This window comes from Niallia sp. M35 (genome assembly GCF_050971705.1).
Classification (GTDB): domain Bacteria; phylum Bacillota; class Bacilli; order Bacillales; family Cytobacillaceae; genus Niallia; species Niallia circulans_A.
Genome location: NZ_JBPCEP010000013.1, coordinates 1 through 20,700 on the forward strand (window position 1 = coordinate 1; position 20,700 = coordinate 20,700).

General features: G+C 35.3%; 28 protein-coding genes and 1 pseudogene. 2 read left to right on the forward strand and 27 right to left on the reverse strand.

Going from position 1 to position 20,700, the window contains the following annotated elements; genetic code table 11:
• The 22 genes and pseudogenes from NiCM35_RS18100 to NiCM35_RS18205 form a co-directional block, all read right to left on the reverse strand.
• On the reverse strand, positions 1 to 1,611 hold a 1,611-nt coding region (locus tag NiCM35_RS18100), incomplete at its 3' end, for a phage tail spike protein (RefSeq protein WP_433780386.1).
• Complete coding sequence (locus tag NiCM35_RS18105) at positions 1,611 to 2,309, reverse strand: distal tail protein Dit (protein ID WP_433780388.1); 699 nt, start codon at positions 2,307 to 2,309, stop codon at positions 1,611 to 1,613. The genes NiCM35_RS18105 and NiCM35_RS18100, both read right to left, overlap by 1 nt.
• Positions 2,310 to 6,404: a phage tail tape measure protein gene (locus NiCM35_RS18110; RefSeq protein WP_433780390.1), complete on the reverse strand. Its 4,095-nt coding sequence runs from the start codon at positions 6,402 to 6,404 to the stop codon at positions 2,310 to 2,312.
• Between the two features lie 15 nt (positions 6,405 to 6,419).
• A complete protein-coding gene (gene gpGT / locus NiCM35_RS18115; RefSeq protein ID WP_433780392.1) occupies positions 6,420 to 6,566 on the reverse strand; it encodes a phage tail assembly chaperone GT in 147 nt (48 codons plus the stop codon).
• Between the two features lie 38 nt (positions 6,567 to 6,604).
• The gene (gene gpG / locus NiCM35_RS18120) at positions 6,605 to 6,970 is read right to left on the reverse strand and encodes a phage tail assembly chaperone G (RefSeq protein ID WP_433780394.1); all 366 of its coding nucleotides are present in this window, start codon (positions 6,968 to 6,970) and stop codon (positions 6,605 to 6,607) included.
• 34 nt (positions 6,971 to 7,004) lie between these two features.
• A complete protein-coding gene (locus NiCM35_RS18125; protein ID WP_433780396.1) occupies positions 7,005 to 7,214 on the reverse strand; it encodes a hypothetical protein in 210 nt (69 codons plus the stop codon).
• Between the two features lie 3 nt (positions 7,215 to 7,217).
• Positions 7,218 to 7,823, reverse strand: coding sequence for a major tail protein (locus NiCM35_RS18130; protein WP_433780398.1), 606 nt, complete (start codon positions 7,821 to 7,823; stop codon positions 7,218 to 7,220).
• A gap of 11 nt (positions 7,824 to 7,834) precedes the next feature.
• Positions 7,835 to 8,218: a hypothetical protein gene (locus NiCM35_RS18135; RefSeq protein WP_433780400.1), complete on the reverse strand. Its 384-nt coding sequence runs from the start codon at positions 8,216 to 8,218 to the stop codon at positions 7,835 to 7,837.
• Positions 8,218 to 8,610 carry a hypothetical protein gene (locus NiCM35_RS18140; protein ID WP_433780402.1) on the reverse strand — a complete coding sequence of 131 codons (393 nt, stop codon included), beginning with the start codon at positions 8,608 to 8,610 and terminating at the stop codon, positions 8,218 to 8,220. Before NiCM35_RS18140 ends, NiCM35_RS18135 begins: the two co-directional genes overlap by 1 nt.
• Complete coding sequence (locus NiCM35_RS18145) at positions 8,607 to 8,945, reverse strand: phage head closure protein (protein ID WP_433780404.1); 339 nt, start codon at positions 8,943 to 8,945, stop codon at positions 8,607 to 8,609. The genes NiCM35_RS18140 and NiCM35_RS18145 overlap by 4 nt, the downstream gene beginning before the upstream one ends.
• Positions 8,938 to 9,222: a head-tail connector protein gene (locus NiCM35_RS18150; protein ID WP_433780406.1), complete on the reverse strand. Its 285-nt coding sequence runs from the start codon at positions 9,220 to 9,222 to the stop codon at positions 8,938 to 8,940. The genes NiCM35_RS18145 and NiCM35_RS18150 overlap by 8 nt, the downstream gene beginning before the upstream one ends.
• Positions 9,223 to 9,224: 2 nt before the next feature.
• Positions 9,225 to 9,494 (reverse strand): annotated as a pseudogene (locus tag NiCM35_RS18155) (fibronectin type III domain-containing protein); the annotation flags it as partial.
• A 10-nt stretch (positions 9,495 to 9,504) separates the two neighbouring features.
• Positions 9,505 to 10,701, reverse strand: coding sequence for a phage major capsid protein (locus NiCM35_RS18160; RefSeq protein WP_433780408.1), 1,197 nt, complete (start codon positions 10,699 to 10,701; stop codon positions 9,505 to 9,507).
• Positions 10,701 to 11,462, reverse strand: a complete 762-nt coding sequence (locus NiCM35_RS18165) for a head maturation protease, ClpP-related (RefSeq protein WP_433780410.1) — start codon at positions 11,460 to 11,462, stop codon at positions 10,701 to 10,703. The genes NiCM35_RS18160 and NiCM35_RS18165 overlap by 1 nt, the downstream gene beginning before the upstream one ends.
• Positions 11,437 to 12,654 carry a phage portal protein gene (locus NiCM35_RS18170; RefSeq protein ID WP_433780412.1) on the reverse strand — a complete coding sequence of 406 codons (1,218 nt, stop codon included), beginning with the start codon at positions 12,652 to 12,654 and terminating at the stop codon, positions 11,437 to 11,439. Before NiCM35_RS18170 ends, NiCM35_RS18165 begins: the two co-directional genes overlap by 26 nt.
• 18 nt (positions 12,655 to 12,672) lie before the next feature.
• Positions 12,673 to 14,451, reverse strand: a complete 1,779-nt coding sequence (locus NiCM35_RS18175) for a terminase large subunit (protein ID WP_433780414.1) — start codon at positions 14,449 to 14,451, stop codon at positions 12,673 to 12,675.
• On the reverse strand, positions 14,426 to 14,755 hold the full coding sequence (locus NiCM35_RS18180; RefSeq protein WP_341099726.1) for a phage terminase small subunit P27 family: 330 nt from the start codon (positions 14,753 to 14,755) through the stop codon (positions 14,426 to 14,428). The genes NiCM35_RS18175 and NiCM35_RS18180 overlap by 26 nt, the downstream gene beginning before the upstream one ends.
• Positions 14,756 to 14,854: 99 nt before the next feature.
• The gene (locus NiCM35_RS18185) at positions 14,855 to 15,196 is read right to left on the reverse strand and encodes an HNH endonuclease (protein WP_433780417.1); all 342 of its coding nucleotides are present in this window, start codon (positions 15,194 to 15,196) and stop codon (positions 14,855 to 14,857) included.
• 21 nt (positions 15,197 to 15,217) lie between these two features.
• The gene (locus NiCM35_RS18190; RefSeq protein WP_433780419.1) at positions 15,218 to 15,616 is read right to left on the reverse strand and encodes a hypothetical protein; all 399 of its coding nucleotides are present in this window, start codon (positions 15,614 to 15,616) and stop codon (positions 15,218 to 15,220) included.
• Positions 15,588 to 15,971, reverse strand: a complete 384-nt coding sequence (locus tag NiCM35_RS18195; RefSeq protein WP_433780421.1) for a phage tail tape measure protein — start codon at positions 15,969 to 15,971, stop codon at positions 15,588 to 15,590. Before NiCM35_RS18195 ends, NiCM35_RS18190 begins: the two co-directional genes overlap by 29 nt.
• Positions 15,972 to 16,013: 42 nt before the next feature.
• On the reverse strand, positions 16,014 to 16,250 hold the full coding sequence (locus tag NiCM35_RS18200) for a DNA-binding protein (RefSeq protein ID WP_433780423.1): 237 nt from the start codon (positions 16,248 to 16,250) through the stop codon (positions 16,014 to 16,016).
• Between the two features lie 478 nt (positions 16,251 to 16,728).
• On the reverse strand, positions 16,729 to 17,337 hold the full coding sequence (locus NiCM35_RS18205) for a hypothetical protein (RefSeq protein WP_433780425.1): 609 nt from the start codon (positions 17,335 to 17,337) through the stop codon (positions 16,729 to 16,731).
• A gap of 161 nt (positions 17,338 to 17,498) precedes the next feature.
• On the opposite strand from NiCM35_RS18205, the gene NiCM35_RS18210 reads away from it, so the two are divergent.
• Positions 17,499 to 17,675: a DUF8096 family protein gene (locus NiCM35_RS18210; protein WP_433780427.1), complete on the forward strand. Its 177-nt coding sequence runs from the start codon at positions 17,499 to 17,501 to the stop codon at positions 17,673 to 17,675.
• Between the two features lie 58 nt (positions 17,676 to 17,733).
• Here the strand turns inward: NiCM35_RS18210 and NiCM35_RS18215 are convergent, their stop codons facing one another.
• From NiCM35_RS18215 to NiCM35_RS18225, 3 genes are all read right to left on the reverse strand, one after another.
• Positions 17,734 to 17,952: a hypothetical protein gene (locus NiCM35_RS18215; RefSeq protein ID WP_433780429.1), complete on the reverse strand. Its 219-nt coding sequence runs from the start codon at positions 17,950 to 17,952 to the stop codon at positions 17,734 to 17,736.
• Positions 17,953 to 18,030: 78 nt separating this feature from the next.
• Positions 18,031 to 18,384: a type II toxin-antitoxin system HicB family antitoxin gene (locus NiCM35_RS18220; protein WP_433780430.1), complete on the reverse strand. Its 354-nt coding sequence runs from the start codon at positions 18,382 to 18,384 to the stop codon at positions 18,031 to 18,033.
• 39 nt (positions 18,385 to 18,423) lie between these two features.
• The gene (locus NiCM35_RS18225) at positions 18,424 to 18,648 is read right to left on the reverse strand and encodes a type II toxin-antitoxin system HicA family toxin (protein ID WP_433780432.1); all 225 of its coding nucleotides are present in this window, start codon (positions 18,646 to 18,648) and stop codon (positions 18,424 to 18,426) included.
• Between the two features lie 483 nt (positions 18,649 to 19,131).
• Here NiCM35_RS18225 and NiCM35_RS18230 point away from each other — a divergent pair, with 483 nt between their 5' ends.
• On the forward strand, positions 19,132 to 19,503 hold the full coding sequence (locus tag NiCM35_RS18230; protein ID WP_433780433.1) for a GIY-YIG nuclease family protein: 372 nt from the start codon (positions 19,132 to 19,134) through the stop codon (positions 19,501 to 19,503).
• Positions 19,504 to 19,529: 26 nt separating this feature from the next.
• On the opposite strand, the gene NiCM35_RS18235 is transcribed toward NiCM35_RS18230, so the two are convergent.
• Both NiCM35_RS18235 and NiCM35_RS18240 read right to left on the reverse strand, forming a co-directional pair.
• Positions 19,530 to 19,973, reverse strand: coding sequence for an ArpU family phage packaging/lysis transcriptional regulator (locus NiCM35_RS18235; protein ID WP_433780536.1), 444 nt, complete (start codon positions 19,971 to 19,973; stop codon positions 19,530 to 19,532).
• Positions 19,974 to 20,069: 96 nt separating this feature from the next.
• Positions 20,070 to 20,447 (reverse strand): hypothetical protein, encoded by a 378-nt coding sequence (locus tag NiCM35_RS18240; RefSeq protein WP_249878202.1) that lies wholly within the window; start codon positions 20,445 to 20,447, stop codon positions 20,070 to 20,072.
• Between the last annotated feature and the right edge of the window lie 253 nt (positions 20,448 to 20,700).

Sequence of the window (20,700 nt, forward strand, 5' to 3'; positions counted from 1 at the left end):
GCCAGCTGCTTTAAGACTTGTGGCATTATCGTTTATCTTTGCTAATAGGTCATCGGCTCGACTATTTACACTAGCAAAATCATCTATAACTTGTGACTCTAATTCACTAGCCTTATTAATAGCATTTATTGCGCTTTGTTTCGCTGTATTAGCAACGTTAACTGCATCAGCCGCTATACCGTTAACCGCGTCTGCTTTATCGAATGCTTCTTGTGCTTTATCAAAAGATTCTTGTGCTTCAACGATAGCCTTTTGGGCATTTTCGGTTGCTTCATTAGCTCTGTTAAAAGCATCCTCTGCTCGTTCTGACGCTTCTGCTGCCTCTTGTTTTGCCACATTGACATCCATATCCACGATAAGTTGCCACTGTAATCCATCATATCGATAAGTTTGAGTGTAATCTCCATCGACTAATCTAAACCATAAATCACCTTCTAAAAAAGTTCCTTTCGGTTCATTGGGACCGTAATAGTTTCGGTTTTTTCCATTAGCTGCAGTTACTGCTTGATTAGCTGATGAAACAGCTTGTTTTACTGCGTTTTCCATATCGGCTGATTTATTCACTTTATCTGTTAAACCAGCCTTTACATTTCCGATACCTACTGCACTATTTTTCTGAGCGATAACATCATATTCAATACGATTTACTTTCGCAGTTACATCCACACCCATCTTTGTATGACGGACTGTGACAGTATCACCCATACCAACTAATTCTAAAACCGCTAAATCTTCATACTCTTCTGTATCCCACAAAGGCTCAAATTCAACATCCATAGTAACAGTCGGTAAATCTTTTCCACCACTACTAAAATAGTTTTTCGAAGCATTATATAAGCTTGTGGAATCCGTTATATTTTCATCATCTGAGAAATCAACAGGAAGTATTTTAACAGTTTCATAAGCGTTAATATTTGGACTATCAATATACTTATTTGGAATTGTGATAAGTACATCATCTTTGATTACAAAAGGAAATATCCTTGTTACCACATTAGACATATCAAACTTCGCTTCTAAGCCTGTTAAATTCTTTTTATATGCTATGAGTACCCCATCATCTTTTCCGCGTCTAGCATGCATTACAAGGTGAAAATTGTCACGTTCGATTTCCCCGCCCCAATTATCTAAGATGGAGCCATCCATTCCAGCAACCATTTGCAATGGATTCGTCCGATATAATTTTGTACTGGATCTAGTAGAAGTATTAGGACTAGAAAACTTAATTTTTGAAGGATAAGCAAGTTTGGATTGAAGTGTTTGCATCGCTTCTGCTGTTGTAACATTATTCAATTCCAATTTTTCTACAAAATTACCAGCCGCATCATATGTAATATGCTGACAATGTATCAAAATATTATCGTTTTGAAAGCTCTTATCAAAGCTATAAATACGGAATAATTGCTCATCCTGTTTATCATTAACCTTTGCTTTAACAATCATCTCATAATCTATTTCATCGATAAGAAAACCTTCCGGATCGTATTCAATTTCTAACTCAAATAACCCATTTAGTTCTTCTATTGCTTTTACGCTTATTGCATCCTTTAAGACACCTAACCCATTGTGGATGAAAGATGTCTCGTTAGCTTCATAAAGTTTAGGAAACATTAGATCCACCTCCATCTTGGGTTAATTTCTAGCTTAGTTATGTCTCCATCAAAACTTATGCGATTATTACCTTCCACCAAAACAGGAAAATCACCAATCATTTTGTCGTTCAGATTGGTGATTAATCCATTTTCATTCCTATAAGCATTCATCATTGCAGAATCTATTTCAATCGTTCCGTTAACCCCGTTTATGGTTATCGTCTGTTCTCCGACGTAAATTTTTCCTGTTCCGCTGACAAAGCACTTTATATATGGTTCAGATTCATATCCTTGGTTGTTTAAAGTGGTTGGGGCCGTAATCGTTTGGATAGGGTTAGTCTCATATTGGAAAGGATCTAATATAAAATTGACAGTAAATTCTCCGAACCTTTCAACCATATTTTCTGCAGTATCGATTTGAACACTTTTCACTTTATAATGAACTTCTTCATCATCATCAAAAGAAAGTGTTTTAGCTTTAAAAAGATATATTTTTGCTTTTCGAAAAGCCTTTTTAAAGGATTCTTGATGAATAGTAAAATGCACTGGTAAGGGGATATCTTTAAAACCATATTTTCTTGTTAAAGAACCATTTCTTCCCCTAATTTCTTTATATTCTACATCTTGTTCAGGAGTAGGTACTTCAATACGATTTTTCGGTTTCACCTCATATTCATCTGTATAGACACCATTTATTTTTAATTTAGATGCCCTCATTTAACCACCCCACGCTGCTTTTCTTCTATCAGATATTCCATTCAAAAACTTATCTGTATCTTTTGCTGTTACCTTCGCTATTTCTTTTCCGCCAATTTGTATACTTTGCCCTGCCTCAATGGCTAAAGCGATTCTAGTTAGCAAACTTACAGTCTGTATACTGTCATTAGGCTGTGAAGAATCAGAATCTTTAGCAATAGTAGTCAATAACTGAACTTGTTCTTGTAATAAACGAATAATAGTCACTATGTCTATGCTATCTTCCATAGACCCATAACTAGGTGTTTTTAATTGATTAGGACGCTTGTTACCTATATCCTTCCCGGCTAACGCCAACAACTTCATAGCATCCGTTCTCCTTGATGGGTCAGTAGGTATTACCCATTCAGGAAAACCACCTTCAGCAAGTCGATACAGACCTTCATTTTTAATTAATCCACCCGTAGCATACCCAACTCCACGATATGCTTTTGCAAGGCTTCCATACCGAGAAACTGCATAACGTATGGATGCGATTATATTTGATAACGGATCGTAAATATCTTTGTTGTATCCACTCATCGCATACGCTTTAAATGTTGGATCAATCACCTGCATAAGACCTTTAGATGGCGTACCATTTTTTGCATTAATATCCCACAGATTGATTGCTCTTGGATTACCTCCCGATTCCGTTTGCATTTGGTAAAGCAGACGTTCCAAGTTACTCTTTGAATATTGACCTGTCATCGCTAATGCTCTACTTGCGACTCCTGCCCATTTTTGGACACCCGTCCCAGCAGCTGGAACGCTGCTAAAATCTTCAATTTTATTTTTAAGATAGTCTTTCATAGATTCTTTAACTTTACTAAATGTCCCTGTTCCGACACCTTCTAAAATTCCAGGCATTGATGGAGTTTCAACCCCTAATAGCTTGAGTGCTTTGTTAAATAGTTTAGAAGGATTCGAGATATATTGCCATACATCTAAAGCAGAATCCTTTATCTTTGTGACTGCTTTTTTGCCTTTGTTCCAAACTTCTTTTAACGTACCCCATCCATATTGAGGAATGTCCAACAATTTCCTTGTCATAGTTGCAGATAACACATGAGTGCCTTTAGGTAAATTTACTAATGACGGTTTATCAGGAGATAAAAACTGCTTACCATCTGGAGTCTGGATTAGTTCTTGTCCTGCATTAGATCCCTTTCCGTCTCCAACTATAGCAAGTCCACCTGGATGTCCATCTGTTCCTTTGGCGTATTGAGGGATTTTCCATTCAGAAATTTTAGATGAGACCCCCACTTTATCTAAAACCCAGTTGACCCCGCCAATGACCCCATTCACTCCTTTGCCAAGGGTTTCAGTCATTTTGTTAGCTACAGCTTTAATACCATCACCGATTTTACCTGCCGTCTTTTTAAGTCCATCACCCATTCTCTTAGGCATGCCTTTAACCGTTTCAACCATTTTGCCAATGATTTCACTGACTTTCGTTCGGATACTTGTAAAAATGCTAGTAATCTGGTTTTTCATATCAGTAAATCTAGTTTTGATGCTAGATACCGTATTTTTAACTGGATTAATAATTTTGTCTTTAATGCCGTTCCAGATGGTTTGTGTGGTGCTTCTAACAGTGGTAAATATAGTTTTAATGGTGTCTCTAACTGCAGTAAATCTCCCACGGATAAAATCATAGATTGCCTTGATGATCGTTTTAAAGAAACTCCATATTCCATTCCATATGGTGCTAATAACATTTTTTATGCCCTTAGTGATTGTGTTAACGTTATTTCTCATGGCTGTAAAACGATTTTTCACAAAATCGACTACCCATTTAATTACCGTTGAGAAAATATTTTTTATTCCACTCCACATGCTTTTGAAAGCATTAACTAGCAATTTACCGAGAGATAAAATACCCTTCAGCATTTTCCCCCAGAACATTAATTGCATAAAGTTCCAAATGAATTCTAAAGCACCGGAGAATAACTGTTTAACACCTTCCCACATTTTTGAGAAATCACCGGTAAATAACCCTGCAAAAACCTTTACAAGTCCCATGATGACATCTAATGCACCGGTTATTACACCTTTGATGTTTCCCCATATGGATTTTATAATCGCTAAAACTGCTGGCATTATAAACTTAATTACTTTCCAAATCGCTTTAAATACAGCACTGATTACACTACCAATATTCTTTACAGCCTGAATAATCACATCGCCATTTTCTTTCCAAAATTGTTTTAGAACATCTAACTGATCTTTAAAAAATGAAACGACAGCACCAAGTGCTGTCTTCAATCCTTCAAGTACTTTGCCGCCAAGCTCTTTAAGTTTTCCAATAAGATTGTGCACGCCATTCCTGAAGGTTTCCGATTTCTTATAAAGGGCGATAAATCCAATAGATAATAATGTTACAACACCAATTACTATTCCGACGGGCCCTGTCAATGCCATTAGCCCCAACCTTAGCCATTTTAATAGTCCACCTGCTCGCTCGATTGAAGGGAACAGTCTTGATAGACCTAATGCAACGTTACCTAAAAAACCGACAAAAAGACCACCGATAACTAATAAAGGACCGATTGCCGCAACAATCCCAGCAAATATTGCTATAGTTAGCTTTAATTTTGGGGATAGCTTCTGCACCCATTGAGTAACGCCGGTTAAAGTTTGAATAATGCTCCTAAGTGCCGGTTGAACAATGTCATATATTTGTATGCCCAATTCTTGAAGAGCTGAATAAAAGGTTTTGATGTCACCCTTCGCATTATCATTCATGGTTTTAGCCATTTTTGATGCTGCACCATCCGAATTTTCAAGATTCTTTGTCATATTTCCAAGCTCATCAGATCCAGCTTCAAGTAAAATGACCCAGTGTTTATATGCCTCTGCCCCGAACGTTGTGGCAAGATATCCTGCTCTTTGTTCCTGCGTCATATCTTTTGTTGCATTTTCTAACTCTTTTACTAATTCTGGCATGCTTTTTAGGTTTCCTTCAGCATCAAAAAACTCGGAGTTTGTAGATGCCCACAACTTTCCCATTTTTTCGGTAGGTTTTGCTAAACGTGTAAGGGAGGATGCAAAAGCTTGTCCGGCGATTGAACCTTTAAGACCACTGTTAGCAAGTGCCATAGTGGCAGCAGAAGTTTCTTCTAAGCTCCATCCAAAAGCATGCGCAGCCGGAGCACTATATTTGAGCGCCTCCCCCATTTGTTCAACATTTGTATTGGCGTTGGCTTGGGCATATGCGAATACGTCAGATGCATGTCCAGCTTTATCAGCAGATAACCCCATGGCTTGCATAGTATCCGATACAATATCGGCAGCGCGCCCCAAATCCAATGAACCTGCCGCAGCAAGGTCTAACATACCAGGCATAGCTGCCATAATGTCTTTAGTTTTGAATCCAGCTAAAGCCAGATATTGCATGCCATCAGCTGCTTCTTTGGCAGAAAATTGAGTGGCTGCCCCTAAATCCCTTGCTTGTTTTTCAAGGGCTTTAAGATCGTCACCCGTTGCACCTGAAACCGCTGCTACTTTGGACATACCTTCTTCAAATTCAATTCCAGTTTTTACAGCTAGACCGCCTACACCGACTATAGGAGCAGTCACATACATGGACATGTTTTTTCCAATGGTCTTCATTTTATCGCCTATTTTGGTAAGTCGGTTTCCCGTTTCTTCCAACCGTTGCCCCATCCTACCCCAGCTGGATTCCTGAATTCGTTGTTCTTCTCTTAAATGTTCTAACGCATCACGTGTTTCATTTACATTTCGTTCTAAATTATTCAAAGCCGAAACTTGGTTGTTATAGGATCGGGCTGCTGCATCTGCTTTCTTCGAGCCTTCACCATATTCTTGAACCATTTTTTGATAATGCTCTCTGGCCCCCTTTACGACCTCTTTTTGCACCTCAAGTTTTCGTTGCAGTCCATTCAGCTTTGTTTCATGTTTAGCTATTGAATTATCCGCCCTGCTAAACGCTGAGAGATTTGCCTTCATTTCGCTGTTTACAGTTTTAAGTTTATCTTTTAAGCCCGTTAAGCCACGATTAAGCCTTGTTGAATCTAAAGCAAGGTCTATGGTTAAACCCTCTATTCTTTCCATAGAAACCTCCTTTCCTTAACCGCCAAAGGCAGCTATTAACGATTTTTCTTGCTTTGGTTTATTCTTTTCTTGAAGTAATTCCAAAACAAAATGGAAAGGCATATTCAAGACTTCGTTTATGTCCTTTCCCTCTTTCATGATATCAAGGATGAGTTTATCCATATATTCCTTTTGCTTTTGCGGAGTAAAATCTTCATCCGTTAGCGATTCTTCTCCGCTAAGAATTTTTTTGTTTCGTCATTTTGCCTTCCTTGTGCCACAAACATAATTTGTTCTTGAAGAGTTTGAATTGCATCCGGTGCATGTAAGCCGTTAAACAAATCATCTTTGGTAAATTGCTTGTTATATACTTTGTTTGCTACAAAATCTAGTAATTTATCAAGCAATTCTTTTTCAGATGAAGCACTTTTTTCTTCTTCACTTTTATCTATTTGTTCGGTCATATCGATTGCTTCATAAACAACGGAAAATGGGAGAAATACAGGGGTTAAATATTTTTCGGTGATAATTTCGCCTTCTTTTACTTCTTTCACAAGCTCGATCATATTTCGTTTTAAATTTGCCATTTATTTTTCCTCCTCAAAATAAAAAAGCAGGAGATTAATCCTGCTCTTTAATTAGAACTTTATTCATTTTATTTTTTGTGGACGATAATTCTTTAATCCTAGCAGCAGTAGGCTTTTGTCCTGTTTCAGCCGGGTATGCATCACCTTTAAAATAAATCCGATTATTGTCTTGTAAATCCTTGAAATCGTGAACGACTACAAAGGTTTTTTCTTTTTTAGTAGTTTGCCTGCTTTCTTTACTCATGTTTTACGCTCCCTCCGGTGAAGTTCCAACTGGATAAGGCTTACCGAAAATCTTTGTAAAAATAGCATCTCGATTAGTTGTTTCACCCTTCTTATCCACAGCGAAGATAACTGATTTTTCACTTGAGAAACCTTCAACTGTCCGGTCCATGAATTGTGCTTCAATCTCGTCACTCGAAAATTCTACGCCATCTTCTTTTGTTTTCCCCTCAATTTTCGGACGGGTAAAAATACCTTTAGGCAATCCGACATATTCCTTAGAACCATCACTGTAAGTTTTAGCAAATACCACAGCAACATAAGGTGGGTTGTCAGTTACACCATAAGCCGTTACGCCATCAACTGTTTCAAGCCCTAGTAGTTTTTGCTTATCCTCTACAGGTATTTTATGGAATGCAGCTGATACGGAAATTTCACCGTTGGATACGGCCATTTCAGCCACCTTGTTATCTCCGTATGCTTTAACAATATCTTGAGCCATTTCAATACTAATGTTCTGCAAAAATTTTACTCTTTCCACAGATGTTGCTGTTGTTCCGTCTCCTACTTCACCATAAAAGAATTCATCTACACCAGTTGAAGAACGGTAATTTTTTTCTTGTCCTGCCAAGTTAATCACTCCTATAAATTATTAAAATCTTCTCGATAAACTTTCTTGCCATAACGCCTCGCAACTCGAAAAACTCCTGTAGCTTTGTCCCATTCATCAGGTCCATTAGTTTCCGAGAAACCATTTTTATCTACTAAGATATTCCGTATCCTTTTAGCGACCAAATCCCTTATTTTACGGTTATCTGACCATATATCAACTTGTATCAAGCTGTCTTCACTTAAATAAATGTTATCTGCATAATCACCTATCCTATCAGAGTCGATAGGATCAAATACTATATAGGTGCCACTAAAATCTCCAGTTTCCGGATATTCATAAAACTTAATACGGTTACCTACATATTCTTTAATAACTTCATCAGAAATAAGAAGAGAATACATGTAATCTAACATTAAATTCCCCTCCTTAATTCCCGCTTGATTGCTTCCCGGTATGCATTCTCTGCATTTCTCATTGCTCTTGCAACAGCGCCTTTACCTCGAGGTTTAGGATTATTAACAGTTCCCCATTCGTTTAAGTGAATGATGCGATAACGTCCATGAGGACCTCTCCAATGTACTTTCACTGTCCTTTGTCCAGCTTTTCCGGTTGGTTCAGAAATAGTGATCTCTTCTAATGAGTAACCTTTATCTTTAAAAGTAGCAAATTGACGTTTAAGTTCTTTAACAAAAACCCTTGCCCCAGCTAACAATGCTTTATCACTAATTTGTTGCGTTCTTTGTGCTCCTAATCGTCTCTCTAATTCTCTAATCAACTGGCTATTACCCCTAATATTTACACTCATGATGTTACCTCTGCGATAATTCTTATTTCTCTTCTATTCCTTAAATCAGGAGCAACATTTTTAATATTAAAGTGTGTGTCTTTATAAATTGATGCATTAATAGATACATAATGTTTATTTGTTGGTTGGTAAGAACCTCTAGGATCTCTAATTTTGATAGTAAGATCATTCAAAGTTCCTGTTGCTTTAGCTAACTCTAAATCTTTTGCCCATACTCCTTCGATATCTGCCCAACATTCGTAAAGAACTCTTTTAACTTTCTCACCTGGATCAGGTCCATCATTTCCTGCGTATTCATAGAAAGTAACTCTGGTGTTATATTTTCTTTTACTCATAATAAACACCAGCTTTAAGTTGCAAAAGTATCCGATTAAAAGCTCTCTCTAGCCTTGGAATTTTCTTTTCATCATACTCATAATCCATTTCTAAGTAGATGATAAGAGCTTGTTTATATAAAGCTAATGTTTCCTCAGTTATTTTTGCTTCGGGTACTCCAGCTCCTTCTAAGTATCCTTTTGCTGCACTTAAAAGAAGAGTGAGGACACTATCATCCTCACTCCCATCAATTCTTAATGCGGTCTTTAATTCAGGAAAATTTTCTAGAGTAAGCATATTTACGCACCTTCAATTTCTGTTTCTTCAGTAGTGACAGATAGTTCAGTGCTTAAAGGTGCACTCAAGCCATTGTTTGTTATTGCTTTAACCTGATATTTATACGTAGTGGATGGAGTTAATCCATTATCAGCAAAACTAGTACCAACTCTTGTGCCAGCACTTACTCCATCTCTATAAATCTCATATTCTTTAATTCCCCCAAGTTCATAGGTAACAGCATCCCAAGTAATTGTTACAGTAGTATCTGTTACATTACTTGCGGCTAACCCTTGGGGTGCATCAGGGTGTAGTTGCTAATTCAGCAATGCGGAACGCAGACTTAAGTTTGATTCTGTGATCGATCCAAGCTGTTAATACAAATTGTTCAATACCTGTTTTTACATCTTTATCACGGTCATAAAGAACATTTAAATCATAGTTATAATGCGAGTAAGTGAAATCACCAATGATTGGACTTACTGCTGAGTCACAAAAGATAACAGGTTTCCCTAGAATTTGTTCAGGTTGAGCGCTGTAAAGTGTTGCATTACCATTTGCAAGAGTCTCGATAATATCCGAGTAATCTTGATAACGCATAATGATTTTTGCATTTTCACGGTAATCTTCATGTAAGTCAGCAATTGCTTTTTTAATTGCTTTATACAGATTCTCGCCTTGGACCTTAGTGATTCCATTTTGGGTTGAATAAAAAGACATATGCTCTTCTCCAGTTTTAGGAGTAGTTGCAAACGATACTTTCTTTTCTTTCGCAGCTAAACCAGAACGAAGAGCGTTCTCTGCATGAGACACCAAGTTAGCAGCCGAACCATTCAACACTGTTTCAGAGATACCAGCAAACACTTTGAATTTATGACGGGTGAATGTTACCACATCGCCTTCAAGTTCTAATTCTTTAGCTGTTGCAGTATCAGCGATGAAGTCATCATCATCAAGAGTGTAGTTTAATTTTGGAATTTCTAAATTTGTAATATTAGTTACAGTCGATACCTCACGAAGTGGATTCTTAACTAACGGTTCTGTAATAATCTCTGTTGACACTGTCTTTGGTAAAAACTTTTCTCCACCTGTTGTTGGATTAGTATTATCCCCTAACGCCTGACGAACATCTGTTGATACAGGTTGTTGGCGGATTGTCGCACGAATTAATTCAGCCTTTGCTTCCATAACTTTTTGCTTTGGATCCGGAATACCTTGTAACCCTTGATTACTTTCAAATTTAGCCTTTTGTTCAGCTTCCATTTGATCATGTTGTTCTTTAATAACATTAAAACGCATTTGCAAATCCGCTTTAGAAGTTTGTAATGCTTTAATATCTTCCATTGTTGCAGTGGTATCAATAGCTTTTGTAGCTAGTTCTCCTTCTACTTTCTGTAATTGTTGACCAATAGTAGCCATGTTTTGTTTTAATTCGAATAAAGTACTTCCAGTACCACCGAAGAATTGAAGATTAATTTTTAATAAGTTATCTTTTTTCATTAGATAATTCCTCCTAAAATAGTTTTTAAGTATGCAGAATTCGTCTTAGAATCCTTGGCTATTTGTTGTCTTAATGCCATTTCTTCTGCTGAAATGACCTCATTTCGCTCTGAAGTAAGCTGTTTTGGTATGTTTTTGTACTGTTTAGCCCATTTTTCATCAAATGCATATGCTACCGCATTATTTGCAGTAATGATTTCGTCGCATAATCCAAGTTCAAATGCTTGCTCTGCAGTTAACCAAGTATCCTCTTTAAGCATTTCGTTTAATGTCTCGCTATCTAACTTATCCCCTGCTTTATCTAAATAATATTGACACATCGATTGGCTAATCCGTTCAACATCATCAGCAGCCTTTCTTAATTGTTCAGCATTTCCCCAAGCTCCTGTCATAGCATGATGAATCATCATTAATGAATTGGCTGGCATAATAACTTTGTCTGAAATCATCGGAATTACTGATGCACATGAAGCCGCTACGCCATCAATATGTGAAATTATTCTCGCTGAATGGCGATGTAACATGGCTATAATAGCCATTGCTTCAAATACACTTCCACCAGGAGAATTTATATAAAGATTTATAGTTTCAATCCCTTCTCCTAGTTGATCTAGTTCATTCTTAAAAGAAATGGATGAAACTTCTCCATATTCTTCCCAAGCATACTTTGTAATCTCTCCATAAATAAAAACATCAGCCGATTTTCCATCAGTTGATGCTTTCATATTGAAAAACTTATTCGTTTGTTTGTGTTTGCCCACCTTTTTCACCTCCTTTACGTAATGCTGGATCCATTTCTAATGGATACATATCTCCTGATATCCACAATTCAGAAGCCTTTCCACCAACAGGTGGTAAATCTTCTAGCTGTCTTACCTCATCAGGCTTCATTCCAGAACTTCTAATCATCATTTGATAGAACTGGGTTCTAGCAGCAGTATCACCTCTTAGAAGCCCTCCTAGGTTGAATTTAAAATAAAAACCAGCCTTTCTATCAGCTGGTACAAGCAATTTCCTATTCAATTCTTGCTCATATTGTCTAACTATAGGTGTTAATGTCATCTGAACAAATTGAATCATTAGTTGTTCATTGCTCGCAAAACCCATGCCTTCACTATCGTTAAGGAAGCTAACAGGAACGTTAAATACATTTGCTACTCTCGATCTTGTAATCTTCTCAGAAGCCAGTGTATCGGAAGCAAAGTATTTACGGTCAATATCTTTTACATTTACACCCGGTTCTTGAAAAAGAATACCGCCATTTTCTTGATAAAATCGCTTAAAATCATCAATAATTCGCTGTCTTTTATCATTATCAACATTGGCTCCATACTCCAGGATAAAACTATCTTTCTTCCGCATTTCCGAAAGGGAAAATTCTTGTACCGACTTATCATATTCTAAAGTATTTTTTAGTACATCTAACGGACTAATACCAGCCCATCTGCTAGCCCCTGTAATATGCTTAACATGGAACATATTCATATTGTGGAAGTAATGTGTTCCGTTATCACCAAGTACTTGGTACCACAATTCACCGTCATCCGTATTTATAAACGGCGTTACATAACTAGAATCTATAGGAATTAACTGTTCTGGTTGCATTCTAATATCTCGCATAATAAGAGCGTAGCCATTTCCTGTTTCATTCCTGGAGACTTCTATTTTGTTAATTGCTTCAAAACTCGTCATGTTAGGATTGGGATTGTTAATTACGACATCTGCTGCTTGGTTCATTTTAGAATCATAATTTTGATACAATTTTATGGGAAGAGAAGATACTGTATTAGCTAGCCGACTAATCACACTAAAAATAGTCTCATTTGTTGCTATTTTTCCGTTATCAATTCCCCAAAACTTACGACCAAACCATTTAGAAAAGTCATATCCTGTACCTTTCCATGTTGTCACAGCTGCTTTTACTGAAAGCTTGATTCTGTTATACCATTGCAAATTCTCACCACCTTTCAATTAGTTGAATAAGTCATTTACAGATACAAATTCGATATTACCATCACCTTGAACAGTAGATAACATCTTCATCACTTCTGTATGTGAGTTTAAAAACGCTGCAAAGCCGTCAATTTTACGATATTTACTTTGTTTTGAAGGTAGAAAATTCCCATTTCTATCTTCAATTAACTTTACGTTGTTCATATACCAACGAAATAAACGGTTTTTATTACTAATTACTTTTCCATCAAGAAGTAACTGACGTACATCTTTTAAAGCAGGACTCAATGTGAAATGTCCTTGTCTAACAGGTATTGTGTCAAACCCATAAGTTTTTAGGTCTTCATTTAAACGATAAGCATTAGCAGGATCATAAGTTATTTTCTTTATGAAATAGTCTTTTGATTTTTCTATAAACCAATCGTAAACATATTCATGTTTAACATATTCACCAGGGATAATGGTTAACCATCCCTTTTCCTCAAATTCTTTAAAGTTAATGCTCTCGTTATCCTTATCCACTTTAGCTTGTGGTACCCAACTATGAGATAAGCTATATACACTTCCATCAGACAATGGGAACTCTAAACAAGCGCTTGTAAAGTCCTCCACAGATGATAAATCATATCCACCTATGGCTTCTTGGCCAATAAGATCACTAAGTTCTATCATTTTGTCATTACGTTTTAAAATCTCAATTCCTACAAATGACATTTCATCATTATCTACAAAAATATTAAACTGTTTTGTAATCCAGTCGTTCTTCTCGGAAGGAATAACCTTATCATTATTCCAGTCATCAATTAAGGTTGGTAAATCAAGAGAAACACCCATATTAGGATTAGCTTTAATCCACATTTCGGGTGATTCTACTTCTTCCACACTGTCTAACTCAGCCATGAAATAGAATTTTCTATCCTGGTCAATTACACCGTCAAGAACATCTGTAGCAATCTCATAATTTTGAACTAGCGGACCTTCTAACTGATAACCAGCTGTGGTGATATAAAGAATCATTGGTTGCTTACGTGCAGCACGAGACTTTTTAATAACATTAATTAATTTAAAGTTCTTAAACTCATGAATTTCATCAAAAATACCAAGATGTGTATTTAATCCATCTAACTTTTTACTGTCGGATGCACGCGGTTCGATTCTTGATTGAGTCTTATCATAGAAAATTCCTTTTTGGTTTTCACGTAGACGTTTCCTAAGTACTGGCGATTTCTGAACCATTGCTCGACTTTCATCAAACAATTCTCCTGCTTGTTGTTTAGTGTTCGCTAATACATAAACACGAGCTCCTGGTTCATTATCTTTGGAGACAGCGTAATTGGCTAAACCAGAAATCATAGTAGTCTTTCCGTTTTTACGACCAATAAAAATAAGGCCCTCACGAAAGCGCCTATGTCCTGTATCTTTATGAACCCATCCATACAAAGAACCTATGACAAAATGTTGCCAAGATTGAAGAACTAAACTTTTATAATCCCCTTTAGATGGACGGCAGAATTTTTCAATATATCTTATTGGTCTATGTGCTTTTTCCTCATCGAATACCCAAGGAAAATCTTCTGTTCCCTGTCTTTTTAAATCATTAAGATGTCGTTGGCATGCTTTTATATTTTTCTTACTTGCCTTTATCTTTCCTTTTACAACTTGTTCGGCATACCACGTTGTTCTTAAAATAGCTGAAGGTTTCTCTAATATAAAAAAGTGCTTCACCTGTTCATTACGCCAATTTTTGTACCATTTTGCTACTTCAGATGGTTTAGAAGTCGTCGAAATCGTCGTCATCTTCACCAGTTCCAGTACCGTCTTTTAGTTTTTTTCTTTGAGATGGCGTAAGTCCCATAGACTTTAATAAATTATTTAAGGTTTGTACCGTTTTAGTTAGTTCTATGGAAAGGGGATTTTTCACTAGGTTAGTAGCCCCTGCTTTATTGGTGTATTCATACATAAGATCATGTTTTTTTATTTCTGTCTTTAATCTTCTGTAGAATTGGTGTGTCTCTAAATATAGTTGAATTAATTCCTCATCAGATTCTTTATATTCATCTCCTAAGTAATCTCTAAGTTTTTTTGCAGTAGGTACGGCCAATGGTTACCCCCCTTTCATGAAAAAATTTAATCGCGGTACACAGGATGGGCCCACCTCGGTCCCTGGAGCCTCTAAAAATGGTTTAAAGGGCAGGGGGGGCTATATGATTTCCTCATTCGCTTTATCCTTAATAATTTTAATGCTGCTTCGCTTTTTTTTCTTTGTCTTAATTCTACGATCAGGATGCTCTGCTTCATGGCATACATTACATAGTGAGACTAGGTTATCTAATGTTAATGCTAGCTCAGGATAGTCACGTAATTCTTTTATGTGATGAACCATATCAGCAGGAACAATCTGCTCACGTTTCAGATGATAAACACACAGATAGTTGTCACGTTCTAAAGCTAATTTCCTAGCCTTCGACCATGCAGCAGACTTATAGAATCTACGCGACTCGGGATCTCGTTTATATTTGTCATAGAATTGGCGGCTATTCATTTGTTCACCTACTCTCTATATTCAGTCACATGCATGACCCTTCACTCTTCGTTCTATTCTGTTCACAACAAGATTAGGTTCAGTATTTTCAATTACATATGTTAGTCCACCAACATTATAGTCAGTAGTTGATTCCCAATGAAATGATATCTCTCGTTTGAGTTTAATCTCTTCACCTTTGTAGAATACTTTTGGTACTCCATTCTCTTCACCCAAGGTTATTTGGAGTAATGGTTGTTTATCTTCTCTAGGCAATTCAATAGTAATTCCTTTTAATCTCTTATCATCTTTTGTTTGCTTAGCTTCAAGTCTTACTGTGTAGTCATTATCTTTTGCGTCATAATCAATATAAGATACATCATAATCATTTAATAACTCCACAACCTTTTGTTTAGCTGCTTCTTGTATTTTGTTTTTCATATCTATCACCCTTTTCTAAAAGAACACACCACAACTTTATATTGTCCATGCCGAATATCTTTTCTAAAGTGAATACTTTCTCTTCAACTGATAACTCACTTATCTTTAATTTAAATTCTTTTAACAGGTTATCAAGCGATTTAAGTTTCTTGTTAGAATTAAACAACAAAAAGTTATATTTATTTATTTGGTTAACACCTTTTTCAGTTGGTTTAATTAAACGTAAAATGGAATTAGTAAGGAGCGTAGTAAAATAGTTTTTATTCCCTCCTGAGCTTTCCCGTAAAGAACAGGCAACACTAACTTCACTTTCTCTGATATTTGTTTCTTTATAAATCCAATCAATTTCTATCAATGTAGTACCTCCTTCTTTCCCCAAAATAAAAAGCATCATCCATTAAGATGATGCCTCACGTTTCTTATCCATATATTCTTTTCTTTCTACAATGTCACTACGGAAGAACAACCTATCTCTTGGTAAATCCTTAATTGGTTTTAATACTTCTCGCTGCACTAAGTTATTTAAGTTCTGTCTGCTGCACTGAAGAATCTCTAATGCTTCTGTAGTATTAATGATTTCTTTTTGTATAAAGCTAGTTAGTTCTTCCTTATCTGAAAAGGAATACTCTGGCATTGTTTTCACCTGCCTTTACTTTTTGCTTTTAACCATTACTACAAGAGTTACACCAATAATTATTAATGTCAATACAGATAAACCCATAATTAATGTAGTCATTATTATTTCCTCCTTATGGTATCAAAATGTATATATCAAGATTGAATAATGCTTTTAAATAGTTTATATTTGAATCAGAAGGCTAAGGGTACCAGCCTTAACCTTCCTTTTTTAAATTTTACTTCGGGCGCTACTCTTTTGGAGTAGTGTCTTTTTTGTCTTTCCTGTTTTTAAAAGCTATCTGCAAGTTGATTAGTGAGATTATCAAGTTTATCACTGCAGTTAAAGCGATTATTCTCTCTACTTCCATTTCCCTCCCCCCTTTCTATACTTTAATTATACTATATATATTGACTCAAGTCAATATAATTAATGGATTATTTTTGATTTTAAGGAAATATTTTTATACTTTCTTTCTCCAAAATAAAAAGACATCTTATATGATGTCTTCGGTTTCTTTTTTATACCTATAGTACTTCTTCTGCAATTTTTCCTTTGCAATATTAAACTCATTGCATACTTGTTTTATGTTATCTATTGCTATTGCGCTTTCTTTGTCTCCAAACTTTTGTTTTGTTATTAAAGCTGCAATTGATTTTTGATGAAACATTATTATTTGTACTTCATCGTAATCCATACTCTTATATATATCTGGATTCCTTGATATTAGTGATCCTTGAAATTCTTCAAGTAATTCTTTTATTCTAGCATTTCTTTCATCATGATCCATGAAGCCTTTCGAATGTTCATAGAAAAAGGCATTATCCCTATTCGCTTTAAAATTTTGAATCAATTCATCAACTAATAGTAATTTTTCAGTTGCGGTTTCTAAGAATAATTCAATATTTCTATGTCTTAATGTTTTATTTACCCCATAATACGTTATAGCCCCACCAAGCACAGCTCCAACAAAACCAATAACCCCCGCTATTATAGTGGTATCCCAATTGTATAATTCGTGAAGTATATAGCCTAAAAACAACATATCCCCCAAAAATAATGTAGTTATAATTGCGAACAACATTCTATCATTATATTTTTGCATTTGTATCACCCTTTCGACTCAATATATTATGTACTTAAGAGTGATTAAACACAATTCCCTATCGTTCACCAAATAACGACAAAAAACGCTATATCTATTCCTTAAAATCGTTGTATAATTATTTTCTGTTAAACTAAATTATAGATTCTAGGTGAATAACTATGTCAGAAGAAAAATACAATGGTTACGATACATCAATCATTTATGATTACAAAGATCACCCAGATAAACGAGCTGGAATCTGTGACAACTGCGGTAATGCTCAATTTAAGAGTTCTGTTAAAGATTATGTTTTCCTACGTGAATGCCGCCGCTGTGGAATGAAGAAAACTATTTGACCCTTTGATGGGTCTTTTTTTACATATAAAAAGCACCCTCGAAAGGATGCTTTTTATTTTATTCAGTTTCATCATTTTCCAGATCACCTAAGATTTCTCTAATGATTTCTTCGGTTCTTTCATCAAGTATAGTTGTAAATTTATCATTGGCTTCTTCTTTTGTATATATCCCTTTTTCGATCAACAATTCATTGATAGCGATTATTCTCATTCTATTTCTTGCAACTTCTACAGCTAGATTTTCTGCAAGTTGCATTGAACTTATTTTTTTGTTCAATTATTCCACCTCCTTCCTCCTAATTATCAGAGAAAGGAAATAAATGGACAAATACTATCGTTCGACAAAATCCGCGAATTATTTACTTAGCTTATAAAGTACGTACTGATTCAATGAAATACCTTCTTCTTCTGCCATTTTCGCTAGGTGCTTATGCAATGTTTTAGGAACACGTACATTAAACTTCCCACTATATTCTTGGTCAACTGGTTCAGGAATCGGGTCACCATGTTCCAATTTAGTTTCAATATACATTTCTAGCACTACTTGTAATTCGTTTAGAGCTTCTTCATAGCTATTAGCTGGCGTGTGACATCCATCTAGCTCTTTTACATTAGCCCAGTAACGAACCTCGTTATCTTCCTCAATTCTACGTACTTGAAAGGTATATGGTAAGGATAGATAATAAGATAAATCTTTTTGACTTTCCATGTGTATATGGCTTAAGATATTAGGGAAAAAGAAGGGAGATTACTCTCCCAACCTTTCAAGCGCATCCTTTACGGCTTCAACGGCTACTGGATTTTCACGCTTGACTGTTGTCACAAGTCCTTGTTCATTTCGGAATTGATGATGAGAACCGCGAATTCTCACTACTATGTATCCAAGATGTTCAAGGACTTTTTTGACTTCATTAAATGTAATTCCCTTTGGTTGATTTTTCATCTTTAAGATGATTTTATCTATCTTAGCCATGTCTCACCTCCTATATTTATATAGTACCATATCTAGTACCAAAATACAAGAGTTATGGAAAATATTTTTAATTTTATTTCCTCCTAATGGCCCCATTATGCCTTTTATAAGTATCCCTGTTAGTCCCCATCAATTCACGTAAATCATGCTTAGATAATTTCTCTTTCCTAATCTTATTTATCTTTTCTAAGTTGTCAGTTCGTAGATGATCTTTTAGTTTCATAATCACCACATCCTATAATAGTGTTCAGACTTACAGAAATAACCTAAATTTTGATTTTAATAAATTGCTAGAGTATTTGTTCATTAAAACAGAAAAACGCTCCTATTAGTCTAGGAACGTTCTTTTTTGAATATTTTCTTGATAATATAAATTTACCACGGATAAAACTTAATTTCTTAAACCATTTTTAAACAAATTAGATAACTTTTTGTTAATTATTTGATATGATTTTTTTATTAAATAATGAATGGATGATTTAAATGTATGGATGGCTAGTTACAGATGCAATGATTAAATCTAGTGATGTTGGTAAAAAAGGTTGGAGAACAGGTCTTCCGGATAGAGATATATATAGATTCTACAATAGTGATGGTGAGTTACTATATATTGGTTGGTCTACAGTTCTACTCGAAAGAATTCTTGAACACATACGTGGAAGAAGTTCCAATTCTAAAGAATTTCATCATGAGATATCCACCATTTTAATAACTGCTGCTAAAAATTTCGATAATGTGTTTAAATATAATAAAAACGTGGATGACGTTGAAAAACTAATGGTAAGAGCATTAAATCCAAAATACAACAAAGTATTTAAGAAAGGTTATAGTAACAAAAGAAAGCCCTGGAAATAATCCAAGGCTTTTAATCTTTTAATCTTTTAATCTTTTAATACAGCTATATTCATATTTAATGCTAGTCTATAAAATGCCTTCCATCGAATCTTACCATATGTTACAGCGCTTATTGGTGGCTGAAATTTAAAGCAATATACATTGTAATCCGTTATATATTCAGATTCATTGGTCATGTACCTTTCTTCAATCAAGAATCTCTCCATTTTAGGCAACCTTGCTACAGCTCTTTCTACTCGATTGATGAAGTTTTGTCTATAAGTTTGTTGATCTACGTTGTATGTAGCAATATTGGAAGTCTGGTCACTTGTCTGATTTGTTGGTCCATGGTATCTAGGTTCTGAACTTGCAGTAATACTCGCTTCTCTTTCTTCAAATTCTAGATACTTGAATAATCGGTATTTCTCTAGTTCGCCTTCCACAGCCTGCTGCGTTAATTTTCTATCTATCTCAGGAAGCACAAAAGACATTTGTTTCAAGACGACTTCCCCCCATAAAAATAATCAATGAACAAAAAATTGTATTTACTTTATTTATTGTCATTCAAAAAAGATCGATTCAATCTACTATCGATATTTTTTTCTCATCATCAGAGAAAGTCCAATGCTAAAGATTGCTATATAATTCGAAAACTGGGAATAAGCTTCTTCAGGATTAGCAAAAAGATCATTAATTAATAACGGTAATCCAATCGCTAGTGGTATTGAACCAACTACAAAAGCATATTGAATAACTTTAAACACAATCTTAGTTTTGTTTAGCTGATCAAATGAGGTCTCTTCACCTTCTCTAAGGGGTATCGTAAAATAATCAGATAATGCTAAACAGAAACCAAATATAGTTAATCCAAGGATTATACTTGAATCTATACTAAAAATTAATCCGCACATTGCAGCACCAACAAAACCAATTCCTAATAAAAACACAAAATTATCATTTTTCAACGTTTCTTCCCCTTTATTCCTTTAAATCTTTCGGTACTTCTACTAAAGGTATTCTTACTTTACTAGGTAACACGGTAATTTCTATCTACTGATTATAACAACTGTTATGAATATTGTACTATTAAATAATATTTCACTCTAGGTTTTTAAGCTAAACTAAAACAGTGTTTCTTGAAACTCACCATGTTTTGCAGCAACTGAATTAATCCAAATGACTTTTTCTCTACTAGCACCTGCATCTTCCCCTAACATC

Bases quoted from the DNA above. Each gene is read 5' to 3' on its own strand.
- NiCM35_RS18125 (WP_433780396.1), bottom strand. From the start codon at position 7,214: ATGAGTAAAGAAAGCAGGCAAACTACTAAAAAAGAAAAAACCTTTGTA.
- NiCM35_RS18110 (WP_433780390.1), bottom strand. From the start codon at position 6,404: ATGGAAAGAATAGAGGGTTTAACCATAGACCTTGCTTTAGATTCAACA.
- NiCM35_RS18150 (WP_433780406.1), bottom strand. From the start codon at position 9,222: ATGCTTACTCTAGAAAATTTTCCTGAATTAAAGACCGCATTAAGAATT.
- NiCM35_RS18145 (WP_433780404.1), bottom strand. From the start codon at position 8,945: ATGAGTAAAAGAAAATATAACACCAGAGTTACTTTCTATGAATACGCA.
- NiCM35_RS18220 (WP_433780430.1), bottom strand. From the start codon at position 18,384: ATGGAAAGTCAAAAAGATTTATCTTATTATCTATCCTTACCATATACC.
- NiCM35_RS18210 (WP_433780427.1), top strand. From the start codon at position 17,499: ATGTCAGAAGAAAAATACAATGGTTACGATACATCAATCATTTATGAT.
- NiCM35_RS18190 (WP_433780419.1), bottom strand. From the start codon at position 15,616: ATGAAAAACAAAATACAAGAAGCAGCTAAACAAAAGGTTGTGGAGTTA.
- NiCM35_RS18225 (WP_433780432.1), bottom strand. From the start codon at position 18,648: ATGGCTAAGATAGATAAAATCATCTTAAAGATGAAAAATCAACCAAAG.
- NiCM35_RS18175 (WP_433780414.1), bottom strand. From the start codon at position 14,451: ATGACGACGATTTCGACGACTTCTAAACCATCTGAAGTAGCAAAATGG.
- NiCM35_RS18185 (WP_433780417.1), bottom strand. From the start codon at position 15,196: ATGAATAGCCGCCAATTCTATGACAAATATAAACGAGATCCCGAGTCG.
- NiCM35_RS18135 (WP_433780400.1), bottom strand. From the start codon at position 8,218: ATGTTAGATTACATGTATTCTCTTCTTATTTCTGATGAAGTTATTAAA.
- NiCM35_RS18230 (WP_433780433.1), top strand. From the start codon at position 19,132: ATGTATGGATGGCTAGTTACAGATGCAATGATTAAATCTAGTGATGTT.
- NiCM35_RS18205 (WP_433780425.1), bottom strand. From the start codon at position 17,337: ATGCAAAAATATAATGATAGAATGTTGTTCGCAATTATAACTACATTA.
- NiCM35_RS18235 (WP_433780536.1), bottom strand. From the start codon at position 19,973: ATGTCTTTTGTGCTTCCTGAGATAGATAGAAAATTAACGCAGCAGGCT.
- NiCM35_RS18140 (WP_433780402.1), bottom strand. From the start codon at position 8,610: ATGAGTGTAAATATTAGGGGTAATAGCCAGTTGATTAGAGAATTAGAG.
- NiCM35_RS18160 (WP_433780408.1), bottom strand. From the start codon at position 10,701: ATGAAAAAAGATAACTTATTAAAAATTAATCTTCAATTCTTCGGTGGT.
- NiCM35_RS18105 (WP_433780388.1), bottom strand. From the start codon at position 2,309: ATGAGGGCATCTAAATTAAAAATAAATGGTGTCTATACAGATGAATAT.
- NiCM35_RS18200 (WP_433780423.1), bottom strand. From the start codon at position 16,250: ATGCCAGAGTATTCCTTTTCAGATAAGGAAGAACTAACTAGCTTTATA.
- gpGT (WP_433780392.1), bottom strand. From the start codon at position 6,566: ATGGATAAACTCATCCTTGATATCATGAAAGAGGGAAAGGACATAAAC.
- gpG (WP_433780394.1), bottom strand. From the start codon at position 6,970: ATGGCAAATTTAAAACGAAATATGATCGAGCTTGTGAAAGAAGTAAAA.